This is a genomic window from Sorangium sp. So ce281, from assembly GCF_051527395.1.
In the GTDB taxonomy this organism is placed as follows: domain Bacteria; phylum Myxococcota_A; class Polyangia; order Polyangiales; family Polyangiaceae; genus Sorangium; species Sorangium cellulosum_B.
Genome location: NZ_CP150322.1, coordinates 9,196,305 through 9,215,067, shown reverse-complemented (window position 1 = coordinate 9,215,067; position 18,763 = coordinate 9,196,305). Strand labels below are relative to the sequence as shown.

Here is an 18,763-nt window from a genome sequence, read left to right as displayed (position 1 = left end):
GCTCCGCCGCCCGATCAGCGCGCGAGCGGCGCCGGCGAGCGCGACGACGGGTGATCGCCGAGAGCTCGCCCGCCGTGGTGGAGCGGGGCGGCGGTGGTTGCGCGCGGCGTCTGGTCCGCGCCCCAGATCCGGGCGAGCAGGGTGCTCGGGCGGACAGCGGCGACACGCCGCGAATGCCGCAGGAGCAGCAGCGCGTACAGCTCCATGTAGCGCTCGGCCATCTGGATGGCGGAGTAGCGCCGGAGCGCGAGCCTCCGGCCGCTCCGGCCCATCTGCGCGGCGCGGGCCGGATTGGCGTGGAGCCCCGAGAGCCTCGCGCCGAGCGGCACGACCCAGGCGTCTCGTGGAATCGCGAGATCGGCCCGAACCCGCGCCCTCGCCGCCGGATCCGGCGCGAACCGAGATCGATCGATGCCGTTCACGACGACATGCAGCTTCGGCGGGTCGACCTCGCGCCGGCCGAGGACGACCGCGGCGGTCGGCTGCGACACCGCGACATGAGCATCGACGAACGCGGACGCGGCGCGGAGCAGCCAGCTCCGTCCTTGCATGTCCTGGGACACGCCGTGCTTCGTGTGGATGACGGGGACCCGGTGCAGCCATCCGGCGGGCGCCGCGTAGACGAGCGCAAGGTGGTTGTGCGCGTGGACGAGCGTGACGCCCTTCGTCGCGAACAGCGCGGCGAGGCGGGCGGTGAGCGCCGCGTCGAACCCCGGGCATTTCGGCACGAGGCGCACCTCGACCCCGCGCCGCCGGAGCTGCTCGGCGCGCGGGCCGTCGGGATCCTCGGCGATCGCGACCGCCAGCACGTCATGACCCGCGGCGCGCTGGGACGCGGCGAGATCGACGACCACCTGCTCGGCGCCGCCGGTCTGGAAGCTGCTCACCACGTGCGCGATGGCGAGCCGCCGGTAGGTCCGTGGATCCTTGAGATCACGAGCCTCGATACCGCAATCGGTCCGTACCACCATACCCCTCTCCCCCCATCGAGCAGACTGTCGATCTCTCGACTCGACCGCTCATCGAGCGCCAGGCATGCCTCGACGTCCTCCCGCCGCGCCGTGGCTCTCCGGTACGGAACACACCGTCCAGGGCATCGCAAGAGCGAAACCGGGACGGATGGGGCCTCGACCTGGCAGATCGACACGAGCGCTGCAACACGCCGCATGACTACATTGCGGACGGCAGGGGCGCGATTCGAATACACTATACGTCGAATTCGCGAACTGACAAGCACATCACACAACAAACGAGAAGACCGGAGTACGGGGGCTTCACAAGCTCGAAGAGGACATGGGCCGTGGCGCCCAAGCGTGGTGATCCGTCCCAGACTTCGACTGGCCACCTCCCGTGAGGGCGACTTCTCACCGGCCCAGGAGCCCGTCGAGAGCCCGCGTGGGCGGCCCGGTCGCTGGCCCATAAAGTCGTTCGTTTTCGGCAGGTTACAAAAATCGTCGCCGGCCGGTCACGAAAGGTGAGCCGCGCCTGGCTCGCCTGAGCACTGTAGAGGGCGGGTCGGGGGGCGGTCTGGGATGGAGCGTGCTTGGCGGCGGTTCGCCCTGCGGCGGCGCCGCGGGTGACTTCGGATCATCGCCTCCTCACGGAACATGGGACACCGCGATGGATATCGCCGGACGGAGGACACCTCGATGCAGATCGCAGACGGCGCAGCCGCGCGCGTCTGGGGGGGCTGCGCCGATCGCGACCCGCATCAACGGCTGCGCGCCGGTGCTTCGCGGAGGTAGTCGAGCAGCCGGGCCTCGTCGCTGCCGATCATCCGATCGATGCCGTCCTCGCGGAAATGGCGCTGGATCTGCAGCGCCCCCGCGGTCGTCCGCACGAGGATGGCGACGCGCCGGAAGCGGCCCATCACGGGCGGCCGAATCCGCTGCATCGCCGCCTCGAACTGCGGGTCGTTCCGCCCCACCGCGGCGCGCAGATCGATGAGCAGACACAGCCGATGGCGGTCGACCCGGTCGAGCGCGTGGCTCACTTTCATCCACAGCTCCTCGAACTGCGCGACAGACTCGGACGGCACCGCGCTCCTCGTGACCCGGGCGATCTGCGAAGCCGGGTCGATCGTCACCGTGTGGTGCGCGTTGCGGAGGAGCTCGAGCATGGCCAGCGACCATTCTATCAGACCCAGAGCAGCGGAGCGAGCGAGCGAGCCGAGCACCCCGGGTGGAGCAGCCGAGTTCGCCGACGCTGCCTGGCTCTTTTTTCGACGCCGCCGGAAGAGACGCCTCCGACACGTACTGGAAACCCGCTCGGCGAGCCCCACCGCGTGAATCACGCTGACGCGCAGTGGCAGATCCTGAACAGGAGGGGCGAGGGATGCGCTCGGCCGGCGGAACGGCCCAGGGGCCTCAGCGCTTCGCCGGGTGACGGGGGCGCGGGCGGCGCCGGCGCGCCGATCCGCTCACCGGATCGCGAGCGGGATGCCCGGTGATCCGGACGCGCCCCGGAGGGGCAGCGGGCTGTAGACGTAGAAGAACTCGTAGGGGCTCTTGTGGCCGTGGGGCCGCTGCTGGAGCTCCGCGGCCAGATCCGCGGCCAGCTCCGAGAGCACCATCACCTCGTGCATGAAGATTCCGCTCTTCACCAGCAGGTGATGGTGCACCGGGAAGACCACCCCCGGCGCCACCGGAGCCTTCGGCGGGGTGACCTCGATGCCGAAGTTGTCCGACCCGACGCAGGCGATGCCCTTCGATGAGAGCCACTTCGCGACCTCGAGCCCGATCCCCGGCTGGGCCAGCCCCACGCCCGGCTGCGTGTAATACCCCTCGGTGCCGAGCTCCCAGTTCTCCTCCCAGCCCGTGAAGATCAGCACGACGTCGCCGGCGCCGATGTCGCGCTCGTCCATCTTCTGCGCGCGCAGCGTCTTCATCACCATGGGCAGCGTGATCTCCTGGCCGAACGCGAGCGTCTCCCCGCCGTTCGCGTAGCGCTTGACGTCGAGGAGCACGCCGCGCGTGACGAGCGGCTTCACCTTTTCGACGCCGAGGTGCGCGAGCCCGTCCTCCGTGAGGATCTCGGCGCCAGTGAACTGGTTGTAGAAGAGCGCGTCGGCGGGGTCCGTGCTCCCGGGCGGGATGTAGCCGAAATGGCCCAGCGCGTCGAACTCGGTCCCCATCTGGCCGAACTCCCCGTGCATCACCTCGGAGTTCGTGACCTGCTGCTGGATGACCGCGGTCGGCCCGGCCTCCACGGAGAGCCCCTGGTTGCCGGGGAACGTCGGCATCCCCGGCTCGTAGACGTGACCCAGACGATAGACCTTGCCCTCCTTGATCAGGCGCTTGCCCTCGAGGACCTTGTCCGGCGTCTGCGTGTTGGAGGCGCCCGCCTCGTCGTCAGGGCCCCACGGCGAAGGGCCGGGCACCGGATCGTAACCCTGCAGCATCGGCACGCCGCGGGCCAGCGCGGCCCCCGCGACCAGGCTGACGGCCATGGTCACCACGATCGCGCCACGTAACGGCATCACTCCAGGCTTCATAAGCAACCTCCTGGGTCACATCGCACGTTGTACCGACAGCGCTTCGCGCTCCCGTCATGGGCGCGGGCGCATGTCATCAGTAGAGTACACCGTCAGGGGCGCCAGAAACCTGCTCTCATGAGGTCGTCGCGGGCTCCGCCGATGCCGTGAAGGCCCTGTGCGTACCCGCGTACACCTGGTCTCTCGGTGGGAGCGCGCTCGGTCACCAGCGGCGCCGGCGCCCGAGCGCGTAGGCGATGCCGCTCTCCAGGGTCCCTTTGGTGACGATGCCGCTCAGATCGGCGCCCATCGTCGTGAGCGTCTGCGCGATCTGCGGCTTGATCCCGGTGAGCACGACCCGGGTGCCCAGCAATCCCGCGGCTCGGGCCGCGTCGATGAAGGATCGCGCCACGCGCTCGTCGACGACCTTCACCCCGGTGATGTCGAGGATGGCGATCTTGGCCTGCCGGTCGGCGATCCCTTCGAGCAACGTCGTCAGGATCTGCTCGGCGCGCGCGGGGTCGACGCTCCCGACGATGGGCATCGCGACGACGCCGGGCGCCAGCGGCAGGAGCGGCGTGATGAGCTCCTGGATCGTCGCCTGGTGCATCTCGATGAGCTGCCGCTGCATCTCCGCGCGCTCGGCCTCGGCCTGCTTGGTCCGGCTGATGTCCACCGAGATCGTCCCGACCGCGTAGATCTCCCCCTCGGCGTCGCGGATGGGGAACTTGGTCGACAGGTAGGTGCGCGGACCGTTCGGATAGACGAGCACCTGCTCGGATGCGCCCGGGCGTCCGGCGGCCGCCACCTCTTCATTGGCCTTTCGTATCGAGGCGGCCGCGGGCGCCGGGAGAAGGTCGTAGACGACCCGCCCTAGCAATTCCTCGCGGCTCATCTTGTAGAACGACTCGATTTCGCGGTTCACGAGGAGGAGCCGGCCCGCGGCGTCCACCGCGACCACCATGGATGGCGTGTATTCGAGGAACGCATGGAGCAGGCTCTCGCTCCGCTCGAGCATCTGCTCCGTATGCTTGCGCGCGGTGATGTCGTGCGCCGACCCCAGCATCCGCCGCCCCGGTCCCTCCGGATCGCGGCCGAGCGCGACGCCTTGCTCGAGGAACCATCGCCAGCCGCCGTCGCGACCGCGCACGCGGTACTCCACCGTCGCCTGCTCCCCGCTCCCCGAGGCGGCCATGCGAGCCCGGTACTCCTCGATGCGGCCGATATCGTCCGGATGCACCATCGAGGACAGGCCGTCGCCGCGGGGCGAGCCTGCCGCGGCTCCGCCGCCCTCTCCGACGAGATCGGCGAGCCCCCGGTTCCAGTAGACGTACCGCCCCTCATCGAGATCGAGCACGTAAACGAGGCTGGGCAGCGCGTCGAGCAAGCGCTCCGGGAAGCCGCGGCCGGCCTCCTCCAGCTCGGCGACGCGGGAGCGCAGGCGCCGCACTTCCTTCTGCAATGCGTCCAGCTCCGCCTCGAGCGCCACGGTCTTCTGCGCGTCCATCGGCCTTCCAGGGCGAGGTTATCCCAGCCTCGGGCTGATGTGGGTCACAATTTTCCCGGGTGTCCTGGCTCCAGCAGCGAGGAGACCTGGCCCGCAGCAGGCGAGCTGCGGTGTCAGGCCGGGAGGGCCGTATCCCGGGCCGCCAGCCGCCGGCGGCGCGCATCGCGGAGGCGCCTTGCCGGCGAGACGGCCAGCGCGAGCGCGAAGGCCATGATCGTGGAAGCGCTGCGCGTCGGCTGACCTGGACCGCCAGTGCGGCAGCCGCCATCCCCGCCGGCGTCGGCCCCAGGACTGCCTGTACCAGCGGACGCCGTGCTGCTGCCCGCGTTCCCGCCGCCGCCCGCGACACTGCTGCTCGCGCCGCCGCTCGCCGCTCCTCCGCCTGCGCTGGCGCTCGCGCCGCCCGACCCGGTGTCCGCGGTGCCGCCGCCGCCCGAGCCAGCGCTCCCCGCGCCGCCGGCGCCGCCGGCGCCGGCGGTCTCGGTCTCGGCCAACCCGGTCTCGAAGCAGCCAAGATCCGGAGCGGAGCCTGCGTAGGGCAGCCCGACGTCGACGCCCTTGTCGATGGCGTCGCTGTCCGGCGCGAGGCGGAAATTCGTGAGCACGGGCAAGCTGCCGTCCGCCTGTCGCGGAGCCCCTAGCCCCATTTCGGACGGATTTTGAAAGTCCGCGTCCGAGACCGTGACTCCCCCCGCCGTCCAGGAGTTGTTCGCGTCGTCGGCGCCGTTGCGGTTCGAGAACAGCGTCCCGCCGAACGCCAGATTGTTCCGGTAAACCCCGACGGTGATGTCGTTCCCGTTCGAATCCATCCCGAGCATGTTGAAGTCGGGGCGATTGCCGTACGACGTGTTGTTGTAGAAGTAGAGCGTGCCCGGGTGGTGGTTCGCGTAGAACCCTGCCGCCCTGTTGAAGGCGGCGAGACAGTTTTGCACCGTGTGGGCGGCGGGCTCGGCCGGAAATCGCGCCGGATCGGCGCCGTAGCCGCCGCCCTTGAAGCCGTTGCCGTTGCCGATGCCGGTCTGCGTCCCCGGCTTGTAGCCGTTGTACCAGGCCCACGAGCGCTCGACGAGGCAGGCGGCGCCGGAGTTGATGAAATCGTAGCCGTCGTCCGCGTTCCACCAGGCGCGGCAGCCTCGGAATACATTGCCGGTCTCCCCGGCGCCGACGTGACAGCCGAAGCCGTCCGCGCTCTCGCCCGCGCCGTTCGACGTGAGCTCGTCGAAGTTGTCGTGCGAGTCGCAGTTGAGCACGAGGTTGTTGCTGCCGCGCTGGAGGAAGATGCCGGCGCCCATGATGTGGTGGACGTCGAGCGCCTCGAAGATGTTGTTGCTCCCCTGATTCCACACGCCCCAGGACTCGTGGTTCAGGTTGTTGTTCTGGCGAACGCCTTTGATCTCGAGTCCCTTGAGGTGAATGTAATTGCCGGAGACGAGGATGCCCTTGATACGGCAAGAATCCCGGATGCCGTCGAAATCGAAGACGGGCTTCTCGCCGGGCGCCGCCCAGTACTTGATCAGGTTGCCGGCGCTCCCGCTCTTGTTCAGCACCACGCCGCTGATGGTCGCCGTCCCGCTCGAGCAGGTGGTGGTGCCCTCCGTGTACGTGTACGTGCCGCCTTTGAAGTAGAAGACGTCGCCGGCCATGGCCACGCTCTGCGCTTTGGCCATCGACGCGAACGGCGCGGCTTCGGTGCCGGCGTTCGCGTCGTCGCCGGCGGGCGCCGGGGCCACGTAGTAGTCCTTGGCCCACCCGCTCGTCGCAACGAGCAGCGGAGCGCCCAGCGCGGACAGCGAGAGAAGGAGTCGTCCGTTCATTCTTGCACCAGCCCGAGGTCGTCGAGGTTGAAGCCCGCCGAAACCGTGGGAAAGCACACCCAAACGCCCTGGAAACGTCAAGCTCAAACCGCGGGACCTCCGGGTTGACAGGTCCAGCGTCTCTGCGATATCGGCCAGAGGTGCGCCGCCGGAGCCCACGGGGCGTGGATCCATGCGACGATTCGCGATCTCTCGTTGGCTGATAGCGTGCCTGGCGAGCTGTACGTCGGCGCCGCCGTCCACGCCGGGGGACGGGGTCGCCCGAGTGAGGGCGGGCGGGCGCTCCTGCGCTGGCTCGCCGGCTGAGCGGCCTGGCCGCGCGGATCGCTGGTAGAACCGCGCCGCGAGAGGGCCGCCCGCCGTCCCCTGGGCGTGCGGGGGTGCGTGGTGCTGTCATTTGCCCAGAGAGGGTTCACATGAAGGCGGTAAGGCGGGAAGAACATTGAGATTTTCTTCCCGCCTTACCGCCTTCATGTTCAAATGACAGCACTACCCGGGGGTGAGCAACCGATCACGGGCGCGCGAGGCCGGCCGCTCTGGAGTCACTTGACACCGCTCGGGGACGGCACCTTGTTCGCCGTGGCCCGACCCCTGCCGTGCGCCGCCCGCCTCACGCGCTCTCGGCGGAGCGCGGGGCGCTCGTCGCGGCGGGCAGGCACGCCGGTGAGGCGCTGGGCTTCCATGGGCGGTTGCGGTGACGGCGAAGGTGACGGCGAAACTCCAGCTCCGGGAAGAGGAGGGTGCACACATGGCTGATCGCTGGCAGGACCCTGTTCATACGACGAGCTTCGGATTGCGATTGGTCGAGCCCTATACCCTGCGGGAGAACCGCGGCTCGTTCATCGGGCTCGGCATCGCCCTCGTGGTGCTCGGGGCGCTCGCGATCCTCATGCCCGTGATCGCCTCGCTGGTCACGGCGGTCGCCATCGGGGCCGTGCTGGTGGCGAGCGGCCTTTTCCAGGGCCTCCACGCCATCCAGCACCGGCGATGGGCCAACGCCGGCTGGTCGCTCGCGAGCGCCCTGATCCAGATCGTCGCGGGCGTCCTGATCGTGGCCTTCCCCTTGACGGGCACGGTCACGCTGACCTTGATCCTCGCGGCCTTCTTCTTCGCGGAAGGCTTCCTCAAGATCGTGCGCGCGCTCCAGCATCGCGAGATGCCGGCCTGGGGCTGGCTCCTGTTCGACGGGCTGCTCGCGCTGGCGCTCGGGGTCCTGATCTGGTGGCGCTGGCCGAGCACCGCGGCGTGGGCGATCGGGCTGCTCGTCGGCGTCAACGTCCTCGTCAGCGGCACGTCGATGTTGCTGATCGGGATCAGCGCGCGACAGCGGCCGGTGGCCAGCATGTGACAGGCGCCCCGGGCCGGAGACCGCGCCCGGCGCTCGTCCCTCACTGGCCACCATCGCTCGTGGCGAGCAGCCACGTCTCCACGGCGTGCGCGAAGCCCTCGTCGGCGTTCGACAGCGTGATGAACTGGGCTTGCCGCTGCACGACGGCGCGCGCCTGCCCCATGGCGATGCTGAGCCCGCTCTCCCGGAACATGAGCACATGGTCGGGCAGCTCGCCGATCGTGGCCATGGCCGCGCCGGAGACGCCGAGGCGCGCCGAGAGGGCCCTCGCGACCTCTCCGGAGTTGGCCCGCGGGTGCATCACCTCGATGCAATGGGGCGCGGGGCGCGACGCAGAGAAGAACGCGCAGGCCCCCTGGAGGCCCGACTCGCAGCGCTCCAGCACCTCGGCGTCGTCGCTGACGCCGACGATCTTGACCGCGCTGTCCACGACACCTTCCCAGCGCTCGACGACCCTGGGGACACACCGCGCGACCGCTTGCTCGCGCGCGACGTGCGGCGCGCCGGCGTGGCGCACCAGCCAGTCGTCGCCCTGGTAGACCCAGACCGCGGCGCCGTGCCGCTCCAGGGTCGCGATGACGACCGCGGCCGCGCCGTTGTCCAGCGGGTGCTGCTCGATCACGGAGAGATCCGGCCGCACCAGCACGGCGCCGCCGAACGCGGCGACGGGCGTCGCGATCCCCAGCCGCCCGAGCAGGACGCGCAGGCCGCGCGGCGGGCGCCTGCTCAGCAGCGCGAGGTCGATGCCGGCGTCGCGGAGCCGAGTCGCCGCCTGCTCCGCCCTGGGGGTGAGCACGCCATCGGGCGTGAGCAGCGCGCCGTCCACGTCGGCGAGCAGCACTCGAATCCCGGTCATGCGGCTCTCCTCGCCAGCGGGGTGGCCACGGTGGGCGTACGCCACCCGCCGAGGTCGGCGACGAGGCGGTCGGCTTCGGCTGGGCCCCAGCTGCCCGGCTCATGGGGCGAGAGCGGAGTCGCCTGGTCCAGGATCGGAGCGACCACGGCCCATTGCGCCTCCACCTCGGCCTGGCTCGCGAACAGGGTCGGATCGCCGGCGAGCGCATCGCCGAGGAGCCGCTCGTAGGGCCCCAGCGCCTCGGAAAGGTCGCTCGCCACGAGCAGCTCGGTCGGCTGTCCGGCCATCCGCTCGCCGGGCGCCTTGACCCGCACGCCGATGGCGAGCTCCGGCGCCGGGGCGAGCCGGATGCGCACGTAGTCTGGATCCCCGCGCCCGACATCGTCGAACACGGCGTGCGGAGGCCGCCGCATCAGGACGATCACCTCGGTCGCCGTGACCGCGAGGCGCTTGCCGGCGCGGATGCAGAACGGCACGCCCGCCCAGCGCCAGGTGCGGATGCGGAGCCGCGCGGCGCAGAACGTCTCGACCTGCGACCCCGGCGCGACGCCCGGCTCGCCGCGGTACCCGTTGTATTGACCGCGGACGACGTGCGCCGGATCGAGCGGCGCGATGGCCCGCAGCAGGCGGACGCGCTCCGCACGCACGGCGTCGGCGTCGCCGGACGGGGGTGGATCCATGGCGAGGCACGCGACCACCTGCAGGAGGTGGTTCTGCAGGACGTCGCGGATGCACCCGGTGGCGTCGTAGAACCGGCCGCGGCCCTCGATGCCGAACCGCTCGGCCATGGTGATCTGGACGCTCTCGACATGGTGGGAGTTCCAGACCGGCTCGAGCAGCGCGTTCGCGAAGCGGAAGTAAACGATGTTCTGGACAGGCTCTTTGCCGAGGAAGTGATCGATCCGGAAGATCTCCTCTTCCGGAAAGACGCTCGCGAGCGTGCGGTAGAGCGCCCGAGCGGACTCCAGATCGTGGCCGAACGGCTTCTCGACGACGAGCCGCCCTCGCCGCACGCACCCGGAGCGGTCGAGCGCCTTGACGACCTCTTCGAACAGGTCGGGCGGCACGGCCATGTAGTGGAGCGGCCGCTGGGCGGTGCCGAGCCGCTCGCGGAGGCGGTGGAACGTCGCCGGATCGGCGTAATCCCCGCTCACGTACGAGAGCCGCGCGCACAGCTCGCGAACCACGCCCGCCTCGAACGCGCCCGCCCGCTCGAGGCTCTCGCGGACCCGGGCGCAGAGCTGATCGAGGCTCCACGGGCTCTTGGCCACGCCGACGATCGGCACGTCCAGCTTGCGGCGGCGGATCAGCCCGGCCAGCGCCGGGAAGATCTTCTTGAAGGCCAGGTCGCCTGTCGCTCCGAAGAGCACGAGCGCGTCGGCGGCGCTCATGCCGCCTGCTCGGCGGCGCCGGACGTCACGCGCCGCATGCCCGAGCTCTCCCGGCCTTCCGCTTCCATCGATCCAGTGCGCATGCGCTCGGCTCCTCGCATCTCGCCATGGCCCGGGGGGCCCTGGTCCCGATCCGGCATCGCGTGTGCCACGCTGGATCGGCGCGAGCACGCCTTTCGTCACGCGCGCTGTGGCGCTGCGCGCCTGGGCTTGACTGCCCTGGCGGCCCGCCTCTTCAACAGGAGCGGGAGGCTCTCGATCACGTCGACCCGATCCGCGATGAACAGCGCGACCCAGTGGGAGAGCCGGTGATCCGGGACCTTGTAGGCGAGGCGGCGCAGCGCGCCGCTCGCTCCTCTCGGCGGCAATGCCGTGCTGAACACCGGCGTCGGGCGGGCGCGCCCGGGGTGCCTGAGCAGCGGCCCCTCGATCGGCTGCTGCTCGGGCTCGAGCCAGTGCGCGCTCTCCAGGAGGCGCGGCGGCACCTCCCTCGGGACGCCGGGCCTGTCCTCGAGGCAAAGATCGACTCCCCAGTACGGCAGCTCCCTCGGCAGCACGATCTCGGCTTCCATGATCGTCTCCCCCTCGATGACCGAGCTCACTTGGCCCCCCGCGGAACGAGCACGCATTTGAGGATCCCGTCGGTCCTCGCCGCGAACACCCGGTACATCTCCGCGGCCGCGTCGAGCGGGGCGCGGTGGGTGATGAGCGCCCTCGGGTCGATGTTCCCGCTGCGGATGTGCTCGAGCAGGCGGGGCATGTACCGCTTCACGTCGCACTGTCCGGCCTTGATCGTCAGGCCCTTGTTCATGGCCGCGCCCACGTCGATGAGGTTCCACGGCGGCCCGTAGACGCCGACGATCGAGACCCTCCCGCCGCGGCGGACCGACTGGATCGCCCAGTTGAGGGCGACGGGCGACCCGGCCTCGAGCTTGAGCGCCTTGCCCAGCACGTCGTGCAGCGCCGAGCCGTTCGCCTCGAGGCCGACCGCCTCGACACAGACGTCCGGCCCGCGGCCGTCGGTCATGTCCCGGAGCGCGGACACGACATCGGGGGTCTCGCTGAAATCGAGCGTCTCTGCCTTGTTGTGCCGGCGCGCGAAGTCGAGGCGGTAACCGATCGAGTCGACGGCGATGACCCGGCGCGCGCCGAGGATCCAGGCGCACCGCTGGGCCACGAGGCCGACGGGCCCGCAGCCGAAGACGGCCACGGTGTCCGCGGGGCCGATGTCTCCCATCTCCGCGGCCTGGTACCCCGTGGGGAGGATATCCGAGAGAAAGAGCGCGTCCTCGTCCGAGAGGTCGTCGGGGATCTTCATGGGGCCGACGTCGGCGAAGGGGACGCGGACGCGCTCGGCCTGGCCGCCCTGGTAGCCGCCGGTCGTGTGTGAATAACCGAAGATCCCGCTGGCGAGCGTGGTGAGCGGGTTCGTGTTCTCGCACGCGGAGGTGCGCTCTCGCTGGCAGAAGAAGCACGTCCCGCAGGCGATGTTGAACGGCACCACGACGCGGTCGCCGCGCTTGAGGGTCTGCACCGAGCACCCGAGCTCCTCCACGACGCCGGTGAACTCATGGCCGAAGATGGTCCCCACGCGCGTGTCAGGCACGTAGCCATGATAGAGGTGCAGATCGGAGCCGCAGATCGTGGCGCGACTCACGCGCAGGACCACGTCGTTCGGATGTTGGACCCGAGGCTCCGGGTTTTCCTCGACGCGGACGTTCTTCGGCCCATGGTATGTGAGCGCCAGCATTCGCACGACCTCCCACGCTGCTCGACGGGCCAATGCAAGGGGTGAACCAGGCGCGCACGCTCGTGGGTGCGCCTGGCGTAGGCATCGGCTCTCCGGGCCTCGGGCGCCCAGGCTCAGGACATCGAGGACATCGCTGCTGACGCCGGCGGCCCGGGCGCTGTTCGCCCCATCAGCGGCCGCTCGTCCTCTTCTTCTCTTTCTTCGGCAGCGGCGGCAGCTTCAGCTTCTTCGGATCGACGAGCGCGCGGGCGCCCCCTTGCCGAGGTGATACGCCGCCATCTTGCGCTTCAGGGTGTTCCTGTCGATGGCGAGCGCGCGCGCCGCGCGCGAGAGGTTGCCCTGGTGCACCTCGAGCGCGCGCCCGATCGCGGCGCGCTCGGCCGACGCCACGTCCTCCGCGAGCGGCGCGACCTCCTCGCCGCCTGCCTCCGACGCCGTCGCTCGCGCGATCCCGCCTGCGCCGCCGCCCGCCGGCCGCGCCGCCGGCGACGCGATCTCCGGCGCGAGATCGCCCACGTCGACCGTGTGCTCGCAGAACACGCCCCACCGCTGCACCTCCGCGCGCAGCTCGCGCACGTTGCCCGGCCAGGGGTGCTGGTAAAGGCGCCTCAGCGCCTCGCGCGTCACCTTGAGCCCGCGCCCCTTGCGCCGCGACTGCACCTCGTCGAGGAACGCGCCGACCAGCACCTCGATGTCGCCACCCCGCGCACGTAGCGGGGGAACCTCGATGATCGCGCCGCGGAGCCGGTAATACAGATCCTCGCGGAACGTCCCTTCCTCGACCATCGCCGCGAGGTCGCGGTGGGTGGCCGCGAGGACGCGGACGTCCAGCTCGATCTTCGCCTCGCCGCCCACCCGCCGCAGCGTCCCGTCCTGGAGCACGCGCAGCAGCGACGCCTGCACCCGCGGCGACAGCTCGCCGATCTCGTCGAGGAACAGCGTCCCGCCGTGCGCCTGCTCGAAGACGCCGCGCCGCCGCCCCGCGGCCCCGGTGAAGGCCCCCGCCTCGTGGCCGAACAGCTCGCTCGCGAGCACGCCCTCGGCGAAGACGCTGCAGTTCTCCGCGATGAACGGCCCCTTCGCGCGCGGGCTGTGCTCGTGGATCGCCCTGGCCGCGAGCTCCTTTCCGGTCCCGGTCTCGCCGACGATCAGCACCGGCACGTCGGTCGCGGCGACCCGGGTGATGCGGGCGCGGAGGAAGCGCATCGGCTCGCTCTCGCCCACGAGCACCGTGTCGCGCGTGCGCGCCTCGGCCCGCAGGCGCACGACCTCCTCGCGCAGCGCGCGGATCTCCGGGAAACCCTCGATGTCGAGCCGGACCTCGCGCACCGGCCGCGGGTGCGGGTGCGGCACGAACGCCGCCGGGATCACCTGGAGCATGCGCGCGGGCAGGATCCCCGCCTGCACCAGGATGACCCAGAGCGTCTGCGCCTGCGGCGTGCCGGCCGAGAGAAGGACGTCCGTCGCCCACGCCGCCGGCGGGAAGGCGCGCTTGAGCTGCGCCGAGAGCTTCCCGAGCGCCCGGAAGAGCTTCGCGTGGTCCGACGGATCGTCGACGTCCACGACCCGGAGCTCGATCCGCGGCGCGCAGGCCCGCGCCCGCTCGACGAGCGCGCGCGACGGCGCCTCGCCCGCCGGGATGGTGAGGACCACGATCGCGTCGTAGCGGCTCTCTTCCTGGTCGAGGAGCCGCAGCACCGGCCCGCGATCGCCCTCGGGCCGGCGTCCGTGGTGCGCCGGCGCCGGCCCGAGCGTGCCAGCGTCCGACCAGGTGAGGAGGAGGCGATTCACTGGTGCACCGTACACCAGATATGGTGCACGATGTACCACGTTATCTGGTGCACGGCGCACCATGTTGAGGCGTTCTGCCGGCGTCGCCGCGGGTCGCGCGCTGGCACGGAAGCCGCAGGTCTCCTCCGCATTCCCATGGGCATTCCCGTTCCCATCCGCGTTTGCGCCTGCCTTTGCCACCTGCCCCGGAGATCTCGATGAAAGCCCCCGCCGACAGCACTGTCCTTCCTGCCCACGCCCGCCTGGTCGCCCGCGATGACGTCTGGCTCGAGGGCAACGCCGTCCAGCAGCTCGCGCGCGTCGCCGCGCTGCCGGGCTGCGTCCGCGCCGTGGGCATGCCGGACCTGCACGCCGGGCGGGGGATCCCCATCGGCGCGGCCTTCGCCTTCGCGGACCGGGTCGTCCCGGCGCTCATCGGCGGCGACGCCGGCTGCGGCGTGCGGCTCGTCGCGACGTCGATCGGCCGCATGGCGCCGGACGTCCTCGAGCGGCGCGCCCGGCAGGCGATGGACGACGAGCCGCTCGCCGGGTGCGACCCGCGGGCGGTGTTCGAGCGGGTCTGGGAGCGCGGCGCGCGCGGCTTCGCCGAGGTCGACGGCGTGCCCGAGGCGCTCGCGCGGCTCGCGGCGGCGGAGCCCGAGGACGGCCTTCGCCCGAGCGGGGACGCCTCGCCGTACCGCGCGGGCTACGAGGGCGCGCTCGGCTCGGTCGGCGGGGGAAACCACTTCCTCGAGGTCGCCCGGGTCGGCGCGCTGCGGGACCCTGCGGCGGCGGAGGCCCTCGGCCTCTCCGCGGGCGAGCTCGTCGTCCTGGCGCACTCCGGCTCGCGCGGGCTCGGCGGCGCGCTCGGGCAGCGCTGGGGCGGCGCGGTGCTCGAGGGCGACGCGGCCGAGCCGTACCTCGGCGAGCTCGCCGGCGCGTGCCGCTTCGCGCGGGCGAACCGGCTCCTGCTCGCGTACCGGATGCTGCGCGCGCTCGGCGCCTCGCGAGCATCGACGATCACGGGCGGGCTCGACCTCACCCACAACGACGTCGCGCGCGAGGCCGTGGGCGGCGAGCTGGCCTGGGTGCACCGCAAGGGCGCGGCGCCCGCCCGGGGCAGCGACTTCACCGTGGTGCTCGGGTCGCGCGGCGCGCCGTCGTGGGTGATGCGCTCGTGCGACGCCGAGGCGGGGCTGCGCTCCGTCGCGCACGGCGCGGGCCGCAAGATGGGGCGCAGCGAGGCGCGCGAGAAGATCGCGGCCAGGTACCGGCGGCGCGAGCTCGCCCGCACGGAGCTCGGCGGCCGCGTTGTGTGCGACGACCCGGCGCTGCTGCTCGAGGAGCACCCGGACGCGTACAAGCCGATCGCGCCGGTGATCGAGAGCCTCGTCGAGGCCGGCCTGGCGACGCCCGTCGCGCCGCTCGTGCCGGTGCTCACGGTGAAGCGATGAGCCGGTCGTGGGTGCAGGTCAGCGCGGGGAGGGGGCCTATCGAGGTGAGGCGCTTCGTGGCGCGGCTCGCCGAGCGCATGGAGGCGCTCTGCCAGGAGCGCGGGCTCGCGGTGGTCGACGTCACGCTGCACGGCGACGAGGACGCGCCGGCCTCGGTCGAGATCCTGGTGGAGGGCGACGCGCGGCGCTGCCTGGAGGGCGAGCTCGGGACGCACGCGCTGGTCGAGCGGAGCGCGGCGCGGGGGAAGGCGGCGCGCAAGCGGTGGTTCGCGGGGGTGGCGGTCCACGCTGCCGGGGCGGACGCCGGGGAGGGCGCGGGCGCGGGCGCGGGCGTGGGCGTCGACCTGCGCGAGCTCGAGATCTCGGCCTGCCGCGCGAGCGGGCCAGGAGGGCAGCACGTGAACAAGACCCTGTCGGCGGTCCGGATCCACCACCGGCCGAGCGGGATCACGGTGCGCGTCGCCGATGAGCGCTCGCAGCGCGCGAACGTCCGCCGCGGGGTGGAGCGCATCGCGGAGCGGCTCGCCGAGCGCGCCGCCCGGCGCGTCGCAGACGGGGAGGCGGCGCGCTGGAGCGAGCACGATCGGATCGTCCGGGGAGAGCCGGTGAGGACGTACCGGGTGGGGCGGAAGAGCGCGCTCGTGGTGGCAGGGGCGCGGGAGGCGACCTGAGAGTGAGTCGGCCCCCGCCTCATCGGTCCCCTCGGGTCTACCCGTTTGGTCGTCGCGACGAACAGCCGATGAAATCCTCCGTCGCTCGGCCGGTATCCTACTCCGCACGTCGACCCGACGGCTACAGCTGCCGCATGAAGGCGGTGAGATCGCTCTTCTCGTCGCGCGAGAGGTTCAAGCCGAGCACGACGTTGAAGAACTCCACGGTGTCCTCGAGCGTCAGGCAACGCCCGTCGTGCATGTACGGCGGGCTGTCCTTGATGCCGCGCAGGGTGAAGGTCTTGATCGGGCCGTCCCCCGGCTCGTCCTTGAGGAAGCGCTCGAGATGCAGGTCGTGCTGCTGGTTGTCCAGATAGAAGGGCGCCGTGTGGCAGCTTGCGCATTGACCCTTGCCGAAGAAGATCTGCTCGCCTCGCAGCTCGCTCGGGGTCGCCTTCGCGCGGTCGAGGCGGCCCGTGGCCTGGTCGAGCTTGGGCGTCGGCGGGAAATCGAGCATGTTCTGCAGCTGCGCCATGTGGCTGACCTGGATGCGGTCGAGGATGTTCATGCCCTTCTTCATGGCGTGGATGGGATCGCCGTTGAAGTAGGCCGTGCGCTGCTCGAACTCCGTGAAGTCTTCGACGGATCGCAGGCTCCGCTTCGAGCCGTGGATTTGCTGGTTGAACACGCCTCGCAAGCTCACCGTGTCGAGGCGGAGGCGCCGCTCCTGCGGGCGCATGTCCGGGTTCAGGTGGAACTGCCCCGTCGTGTGGCCGTTGATGTGGCAGTCGAGGCACGTCACGCCGAGGCTCGGCTCACGGCTCTTGCGATCGTCGGTCGGGTTGAACTCCTCCTGCGGGAACGAGGTCAGGAGGAGCCGGAGCCCGTCGAGCTGCACCGGCGTGAGGATGTCCTTGAAGAGCCGATAGTAGTTGTTGATCGACACCACCTCCCCGCGCGACACGTCGCCGAGCTCCGGCCGGTTGCTCAGGAACATCGCGGGCGGGAACTCGGGCAGGAACGCCTCCGGCAGATCGAAGTCCACGTCGAAGCGCTCGAGCCGCGGGAACATCGCGATCTGCATCTTCGGGAAGACCTGGCCGCCGTTCGCATGCAGGGGATGGGGCAGCGACGGATACGGGAAGACACCCCGCCGCTTGATCTCCAGGGGAGGCATGGCGGCCAGCTTCTCCCAGGTCAGCCCGCTCTGGAGGCGCGCCGTCGGGCCCACGCAGAGCGGCTTGCCGCGCGACATCTTGGCGACGGGGTCGAATCTGGGCGTGAGATCGTAGCGCTGCTCGAGGAGCTTCTGCTGAGCGCGCATGACGTTGGGTTTGTTCGCGATCTCCCGCTTCATGATGGCGGTGGGATCCTCGTTCGGCTTGTCCGAGTTCAGCGGATCCCGGTAGAAGTCGAACCCCGAGACCCTGCCCTGCTTCGGTTGGCTCAGGAACACGGGAGAGGACGGCTCGGCGTTCCGCGCGTTGAAGATGTCCGAGAGGTCGTGGGCGGTCTTCCTCTGCTCCGGCCGTTGCACCGCGACCTGGCAAGCCTCCTGTGCGCGGGCGATCGCGTCAGGCGGAGGCGGGGTCGGACAGCTCGTCTGTGCCCACACGCTGGCGATGCCGCAACCGACCAGCGATGTCGCGACGAGCGCGACGACGCCGCGGCAAATCGGCCTCTCTGCGAGCGCGACGGTCGTCCGTGACGAGGCTGGTCGGTTCTTGCTCATGCTCGTCCGTTTGCAAGCGCCAGACCGATCTCGAGCGGTCCTCGGACAGCGCGAGATACCTCGCGGGCAGAACCAAATGCTGCAGGACCCGACAAACCGCGGGAATTTGAACAGCCCAGCCGAGCCTCGGACGGGCCGCTCCCAGGCTACTTTTCCGGCCTGACGGCGCCCTGCTTCGTGCGCTCTGCGTCGCGCGGTGACCGGCGCGACATCGTGTCGCAGGACCTTGGCAGCGGGTGACGCTAGCCTGTCTCGCGATGATCCAGAGAGACCAGGACGGGCCTGCCAACGACCCGGCCCGTTTCCCTCACGCCCCGCGAAAGGTAAGCGGACCGGTAGGTCTCCGGTCGTTGCAGAGCTCGCGCTGGCGCTGCGTGGCAGCGCTGGCCGTCGCCCTCGCTGGCGTGGCGCTCACCGGCAGCGCCGAGCCCGCGCCGCCCAGCCAGGCCGCCTCCGAGCTCGTCGACTCGACCCCGGCGCCCGGCGAGAGGGCGCTCGCAGCGCGCCTGCTCGCGCCTTGTTGCTGGGATCAGACGCTCGATGTCCACGAATCGGAGGTGGCGCGCGATCTTCGTCGCGAGATCCACGCGCGCCTCCGGCGAGGCGAGGCGGCCGACGCCATCGAGCAGGACCTCGTGGCGCGTTACGGCGAACGCCTCCGCGCGGCGCCCTCGTCAGGCACGCTCGGCAAGGTCGCGCTGGGATTGCTGCTGGGCATCGCAGCGACCTTCCTCGGGATCTTCGCCCTGCTGCGCTCGTGGCGGAGCAACGCTGCGCAGGCCGCGCCGTCCGGAGGCACCCTCGCGGCTGTCCGCGACGAGTACGACGAGCGCCTCGACGACGAGCTCCGCGAGCGCGACGCGTGAGCGCCCCCGTCTTCCCGGTTGACTGGAGAGGAGGCTCAGCAGGGACATCTCGTTATGACCGCGGCGCAGTGGCCGCGGCGGAAAACTCTTTGCCCGGATGCCGCCGACTCCCCTCGAAGGATGGCCGCAGGGTGCGACAACTTGCTGCACCCA

At 71.0% G+C, this 18,763-nt stretch carries 15 protein-coding genes; 4 read left to right on the top strand and 11 right to left on the bottom strand.

The window, feature by feature from the left end:
• Nucleotides 1-14: 14 nt before the first annotated feature.
• The 5 genes from WMF27_RS34955 to WMF27_RS34935 all read right to left on the bottom strand — a co-directional run bounded on the left by WMF27_RS34955 (nucleotide 15) and on the right by WMF27_RS34935 (nucleotide 6,793).
• Nucleotides 15-971 carry a glycosyltransferase gene (locus tag WMF27_RS34955; protein WP_437764536.1) on the bottom strand — a complete coding sequence of 319 codons (957 nt, stop codon included), beginning with the start codon at nucleotides 969-971 and terminating at the stop codon, nucleotides 15-17.
• A gap of 740 nt (nucleotides 972-1,711) precedes the next feature.
• A complete protein-coding gene (locus tag WMF27_RS34950; protein WP_437764537.1) occupies nucleotides 1,712-2,119 on the bottom strand; it encodes a hypothetical protein in 408 nt (135 codons plus the stop codon).
• A gap of 300 nt (nucleotides 2,120-2,419) precedes the next feature.
• Nucleotides 2,420-3,493: a cyclase family protein gene (locus tag WMF27_RS34945; RefSeq protein ID WP_437764538.1), complete on the bottom strand. Its 1,074-nt coding sequence runs from the start codon at nucleotides 3,491-3,493 to the stop codon at nucleotides 2,420-2,422.
• 202 nt (nucleotides 3,494-3,695) lie between these two features.
• Complete coding sequence (locus WMF27_RS34940; RefSeq protein ID WP_437764539.1) at nucleotides 3,696-4,979, bottom strand: PAS domain-containing protein; 1,284 nt, start codon at nucleotides 4,977-4,979, stop codon at nucleotides 3,696-3,698.
• Between the two features lie 113 nt (nucleotides 4,980-5,092).
• Entirely contained in the window at nucleotides 5,093-6,793 is a 1,701-nt protein-coding gene (locus WMF27_RS34935; protein ID WP_437764540.1) for a right-handed parallel beta-helix repeat-containing protein, read from the bottom strand.
• A gap of 748 nt (nucleotides 6,794-7,541) precedes the next feature.
• Here WMF27_RS34935 and WMF27_RS34930 point away from each other — a divergent pair.
• The gene (locus tag WMF27_RS34930) at nucleotides 7,542-8,141 is read left to right on the top strand and encodes an HdeD family acid-resistance protein (RefSeq protein ID WP_437764541.1); all 600 of its coding nucleotides are present in this window, start codon (nucleotides 7,542-7,544) and stop codon (nucleotides 8,139-8,141) included.
• Between the two features lie 40 nt (nucleotides 8,142-8,181).
• On the opposite strand, the gene WMF27_RS34925 is transcribed toward WMF27_RS34930, so the two are convergent.
• From WMF27_RS34925 to WMF27_RS34905, 5 genes are all read right to left on the bottom strand, one after another.
• Nucleotides 8,182-8,997: an HAD hydrolase family protein gene (locus tag WMF27_RS34925; RefSeq protein WP_437764542.1), complete on the bottom strand. Its 816-nt coding sequence runs from the start codon at nucleotides 8,995-8,997 to the stop codon at nucleotides 8,182-8,184.
• On the bottom strand, nucleotides 8,994-10,388 hold the full coding sequence (zwf, locus tag WMF27_RS34920; protein WP_437764543.1) for a glucose-6-phosphate dehydrogenase: 1,395 nt from the start codon (nucleotides 10,386-10,388) through the stop codon (nucleotides 8,994-8,996). Before zwf ends, WMF27_RS34925 begins: the two co-directional genes overlap by 4 nt.
• A 179-nt stretch (nucleotides 10,389-10,567) precedes the next feature.
• On the bottom strand, nucleotides 10,568-10,960 hold the full coding sequence (locus WMF27_RS34915) for a hypothetical protein (RefSeq protein WP_437764544.1): 393 nt from the start codon (nucleotides 10,958-10,960) through the stop codon (nucleotides 10,568-10,570).
• Between the two features lie 26 nt (nucleotides 10,961-10,986).
• Nucleotides 10,987-12,138, bottom strand: coding sequence for a zinc-dependent alcohol dehydrogenase (locus tag WMF27_RS34910; protein ID WP_437764545.1), 1,152 nt, complete (start codon nucleotides 12,136-12,138; stop codon nucleotides 10,987-10,989).
• Nucleotides 12,139-12,357: 219 nt separating this feature from the next.
• Complete coding sequence (locus WMF27_RS34905; RefSeq protein WP_437764546.1) at nucleotides 12,358-13,929, bottom strand: sigma-54 interaction domain-containing protein; 1,572 nt, start codon at nucleotides 13,927-13,929, stop codon at nucleotides 12,358-12,360.
• Nucleotides 13,930-14,126: 197 nt separating this feature from the next.
• Between WMF27_RS34905 and WMF27_RS34900 the strand changes: the two genes are divergently transcribed.
• Nucleotides 14,127-15,362: an RtcB family protein gene (locus WMF27_RS34900; RefSeq protein ID WP_437764547.1), complete on the top strand. Its 1,236-nt coding sequence runs from the start codon at nucleotides 14,127-14,129 to the stop codon at nucleotides 15,360-15,362.
• Nucleotides 15,359-16,033: a peptide chain release factor-like protein gene (locus tag WMF27_RS34895; protein ID WP_437764548.1), complete on the top strand. Its 675-nt coding sequence runs from the start codon at nucleotides 15,359-15,361 to the stop codon at nucleotides 16,031-16,033. The genes WMF27_RS34900 and WMF27_RS34895 overlap by 4 nt, the downstream gene beginning before the upstream one ends.
• 121 nt (nucleotides 16,034-16,154) lie before the next feature.
• Here WMF27_RS34895 and WMF27_RS34890 read toward each other — a convergent pair whose 3' ends face one another.
• Entirely contained in the window at nucleotides 16,155-17,744 is a 1,590-nt protein-coding gene (locus WMF27_RS34890) for a cytochrome B6 (protein ID WP_437764549.1), read from the bottom strand.
• 350 nt (nucleotides 17,745-18,094) lie between these two features.
• Here WMF27_RS34890 and WMF27_RS34885 point away from each other — a divergent pair, with 350 nt between their 5' ends.
• Nucleotides 18,095-18,610 (top strand): cytochrome c-type biogenesis protein, encoded by a 516-nt coding sequence (locus WMF27_RS34885; RefSeq protein ID WP_437764550.1) that lies wholly within the window; start codon nucleotides 18,095-18,097, stop codon nucleotides 18,608-18,610.
• The last annotated feature ends 153 nt before the right edge of the window (nucleotides 18,611-18,763 follow it).

Excerpts from the sequence above, each read along its gene's own strand:
- WMF27_RS34930 (WP_437764541.1), top strand. The coding sequence starts at position 7,542 with ATGGCTGATCGCTGGCAGGACCCTGTTCATACGACGAGCTTCGGATTG.
- WMF27_RS34915 (WP_437764544.1), bottom strand. The coding sequence starts at position 10,960 with ATGGAAGCCGAGATCGTGCTGCCGAGGGAGCTGCCGTACTGGGGAGTC.
- WMF27_RS34940 (WP_437764539.1), bottom strand. The coding sequence starts at position 4,979 with ATGGACGCGCAGAAGACCGTGGCGCTCGAGGCGGAGCTGGACGCATTG.
- WMF27_RS34925 (WP_437764542.1), bottom strand. The coding sequence starts at position 8,997 with ATGACCGGGATTCGAGTGCTGCTCGCCGACGTGGACGGCGCGCTGCTC.
- WMF27_RS34950 (WP_437764537.1), bottom strand. The coding sequence starts at position 2,119 with ATGCTCGAGCTCCTCCGCAACGCGCACCACACGGTGACGATCGACCCG.
- WMF27_RS34900 (WP_437764547.1), top strand. The coding sequence starts at position 14,127 with ATGAAAGCCCCCGCCGACAGCACTGTCCTTCCTGCCCACGCCCGCCTG.
- WMF27_RS34890 (WP_437764549.1), bottom strand. The coding sequence starts at position 17,744 with ATGAGCAAGAACCGACCAGCCTCGTCACGGACGACCGTCGCGCTCGCA.
- WMF27_RS34895 (WP_437764548.1), top strand. The coding sequence starts at position 15,359 with ATGAGCCGGTCGTGGGTGCAGGTCAGCGCGGGGAGGGGGCCTATCGAG.
- WMF27_RS34955 (WP_437764536.1), bottom strand. The coding sequence starts at position 971 with ATGGTGGTACGGACCGATTGCGGTATCGAGGCTCGTGATCTCAAGGAT.
- WMF27_RS34945 (WP_437764538.1), bottom strand. The coding sequence starts at position 3,493 with ATGAAGCCTGGAGTGATGCCGTTACGTGGCGCGATCGTGGTGACCATG.
- WMF27_RS34935 (WP_437764540.1), bottom strand. The coding sequence starts at position 6,793 with ATGAACGGACGACTCCTTCTCTCGCTGTCCGCGCTGGGCGCTCCGCTG.
- zwf (WP_437764543.1), bottom strand. The coding sequence starts at position 10,388 with ATGAGCGCCGCCGACGCGCTCGTGCTCTTCGGAGCGACAGGCGACCTG.
- WMF27_RS34910 (WP_437764545.1), bottom strand. The coding sequence starts at position 12,138 with ATGCTGGCGCTCACATACCATGGGCCGAAGAACGTCCGCGTCGAGGAA.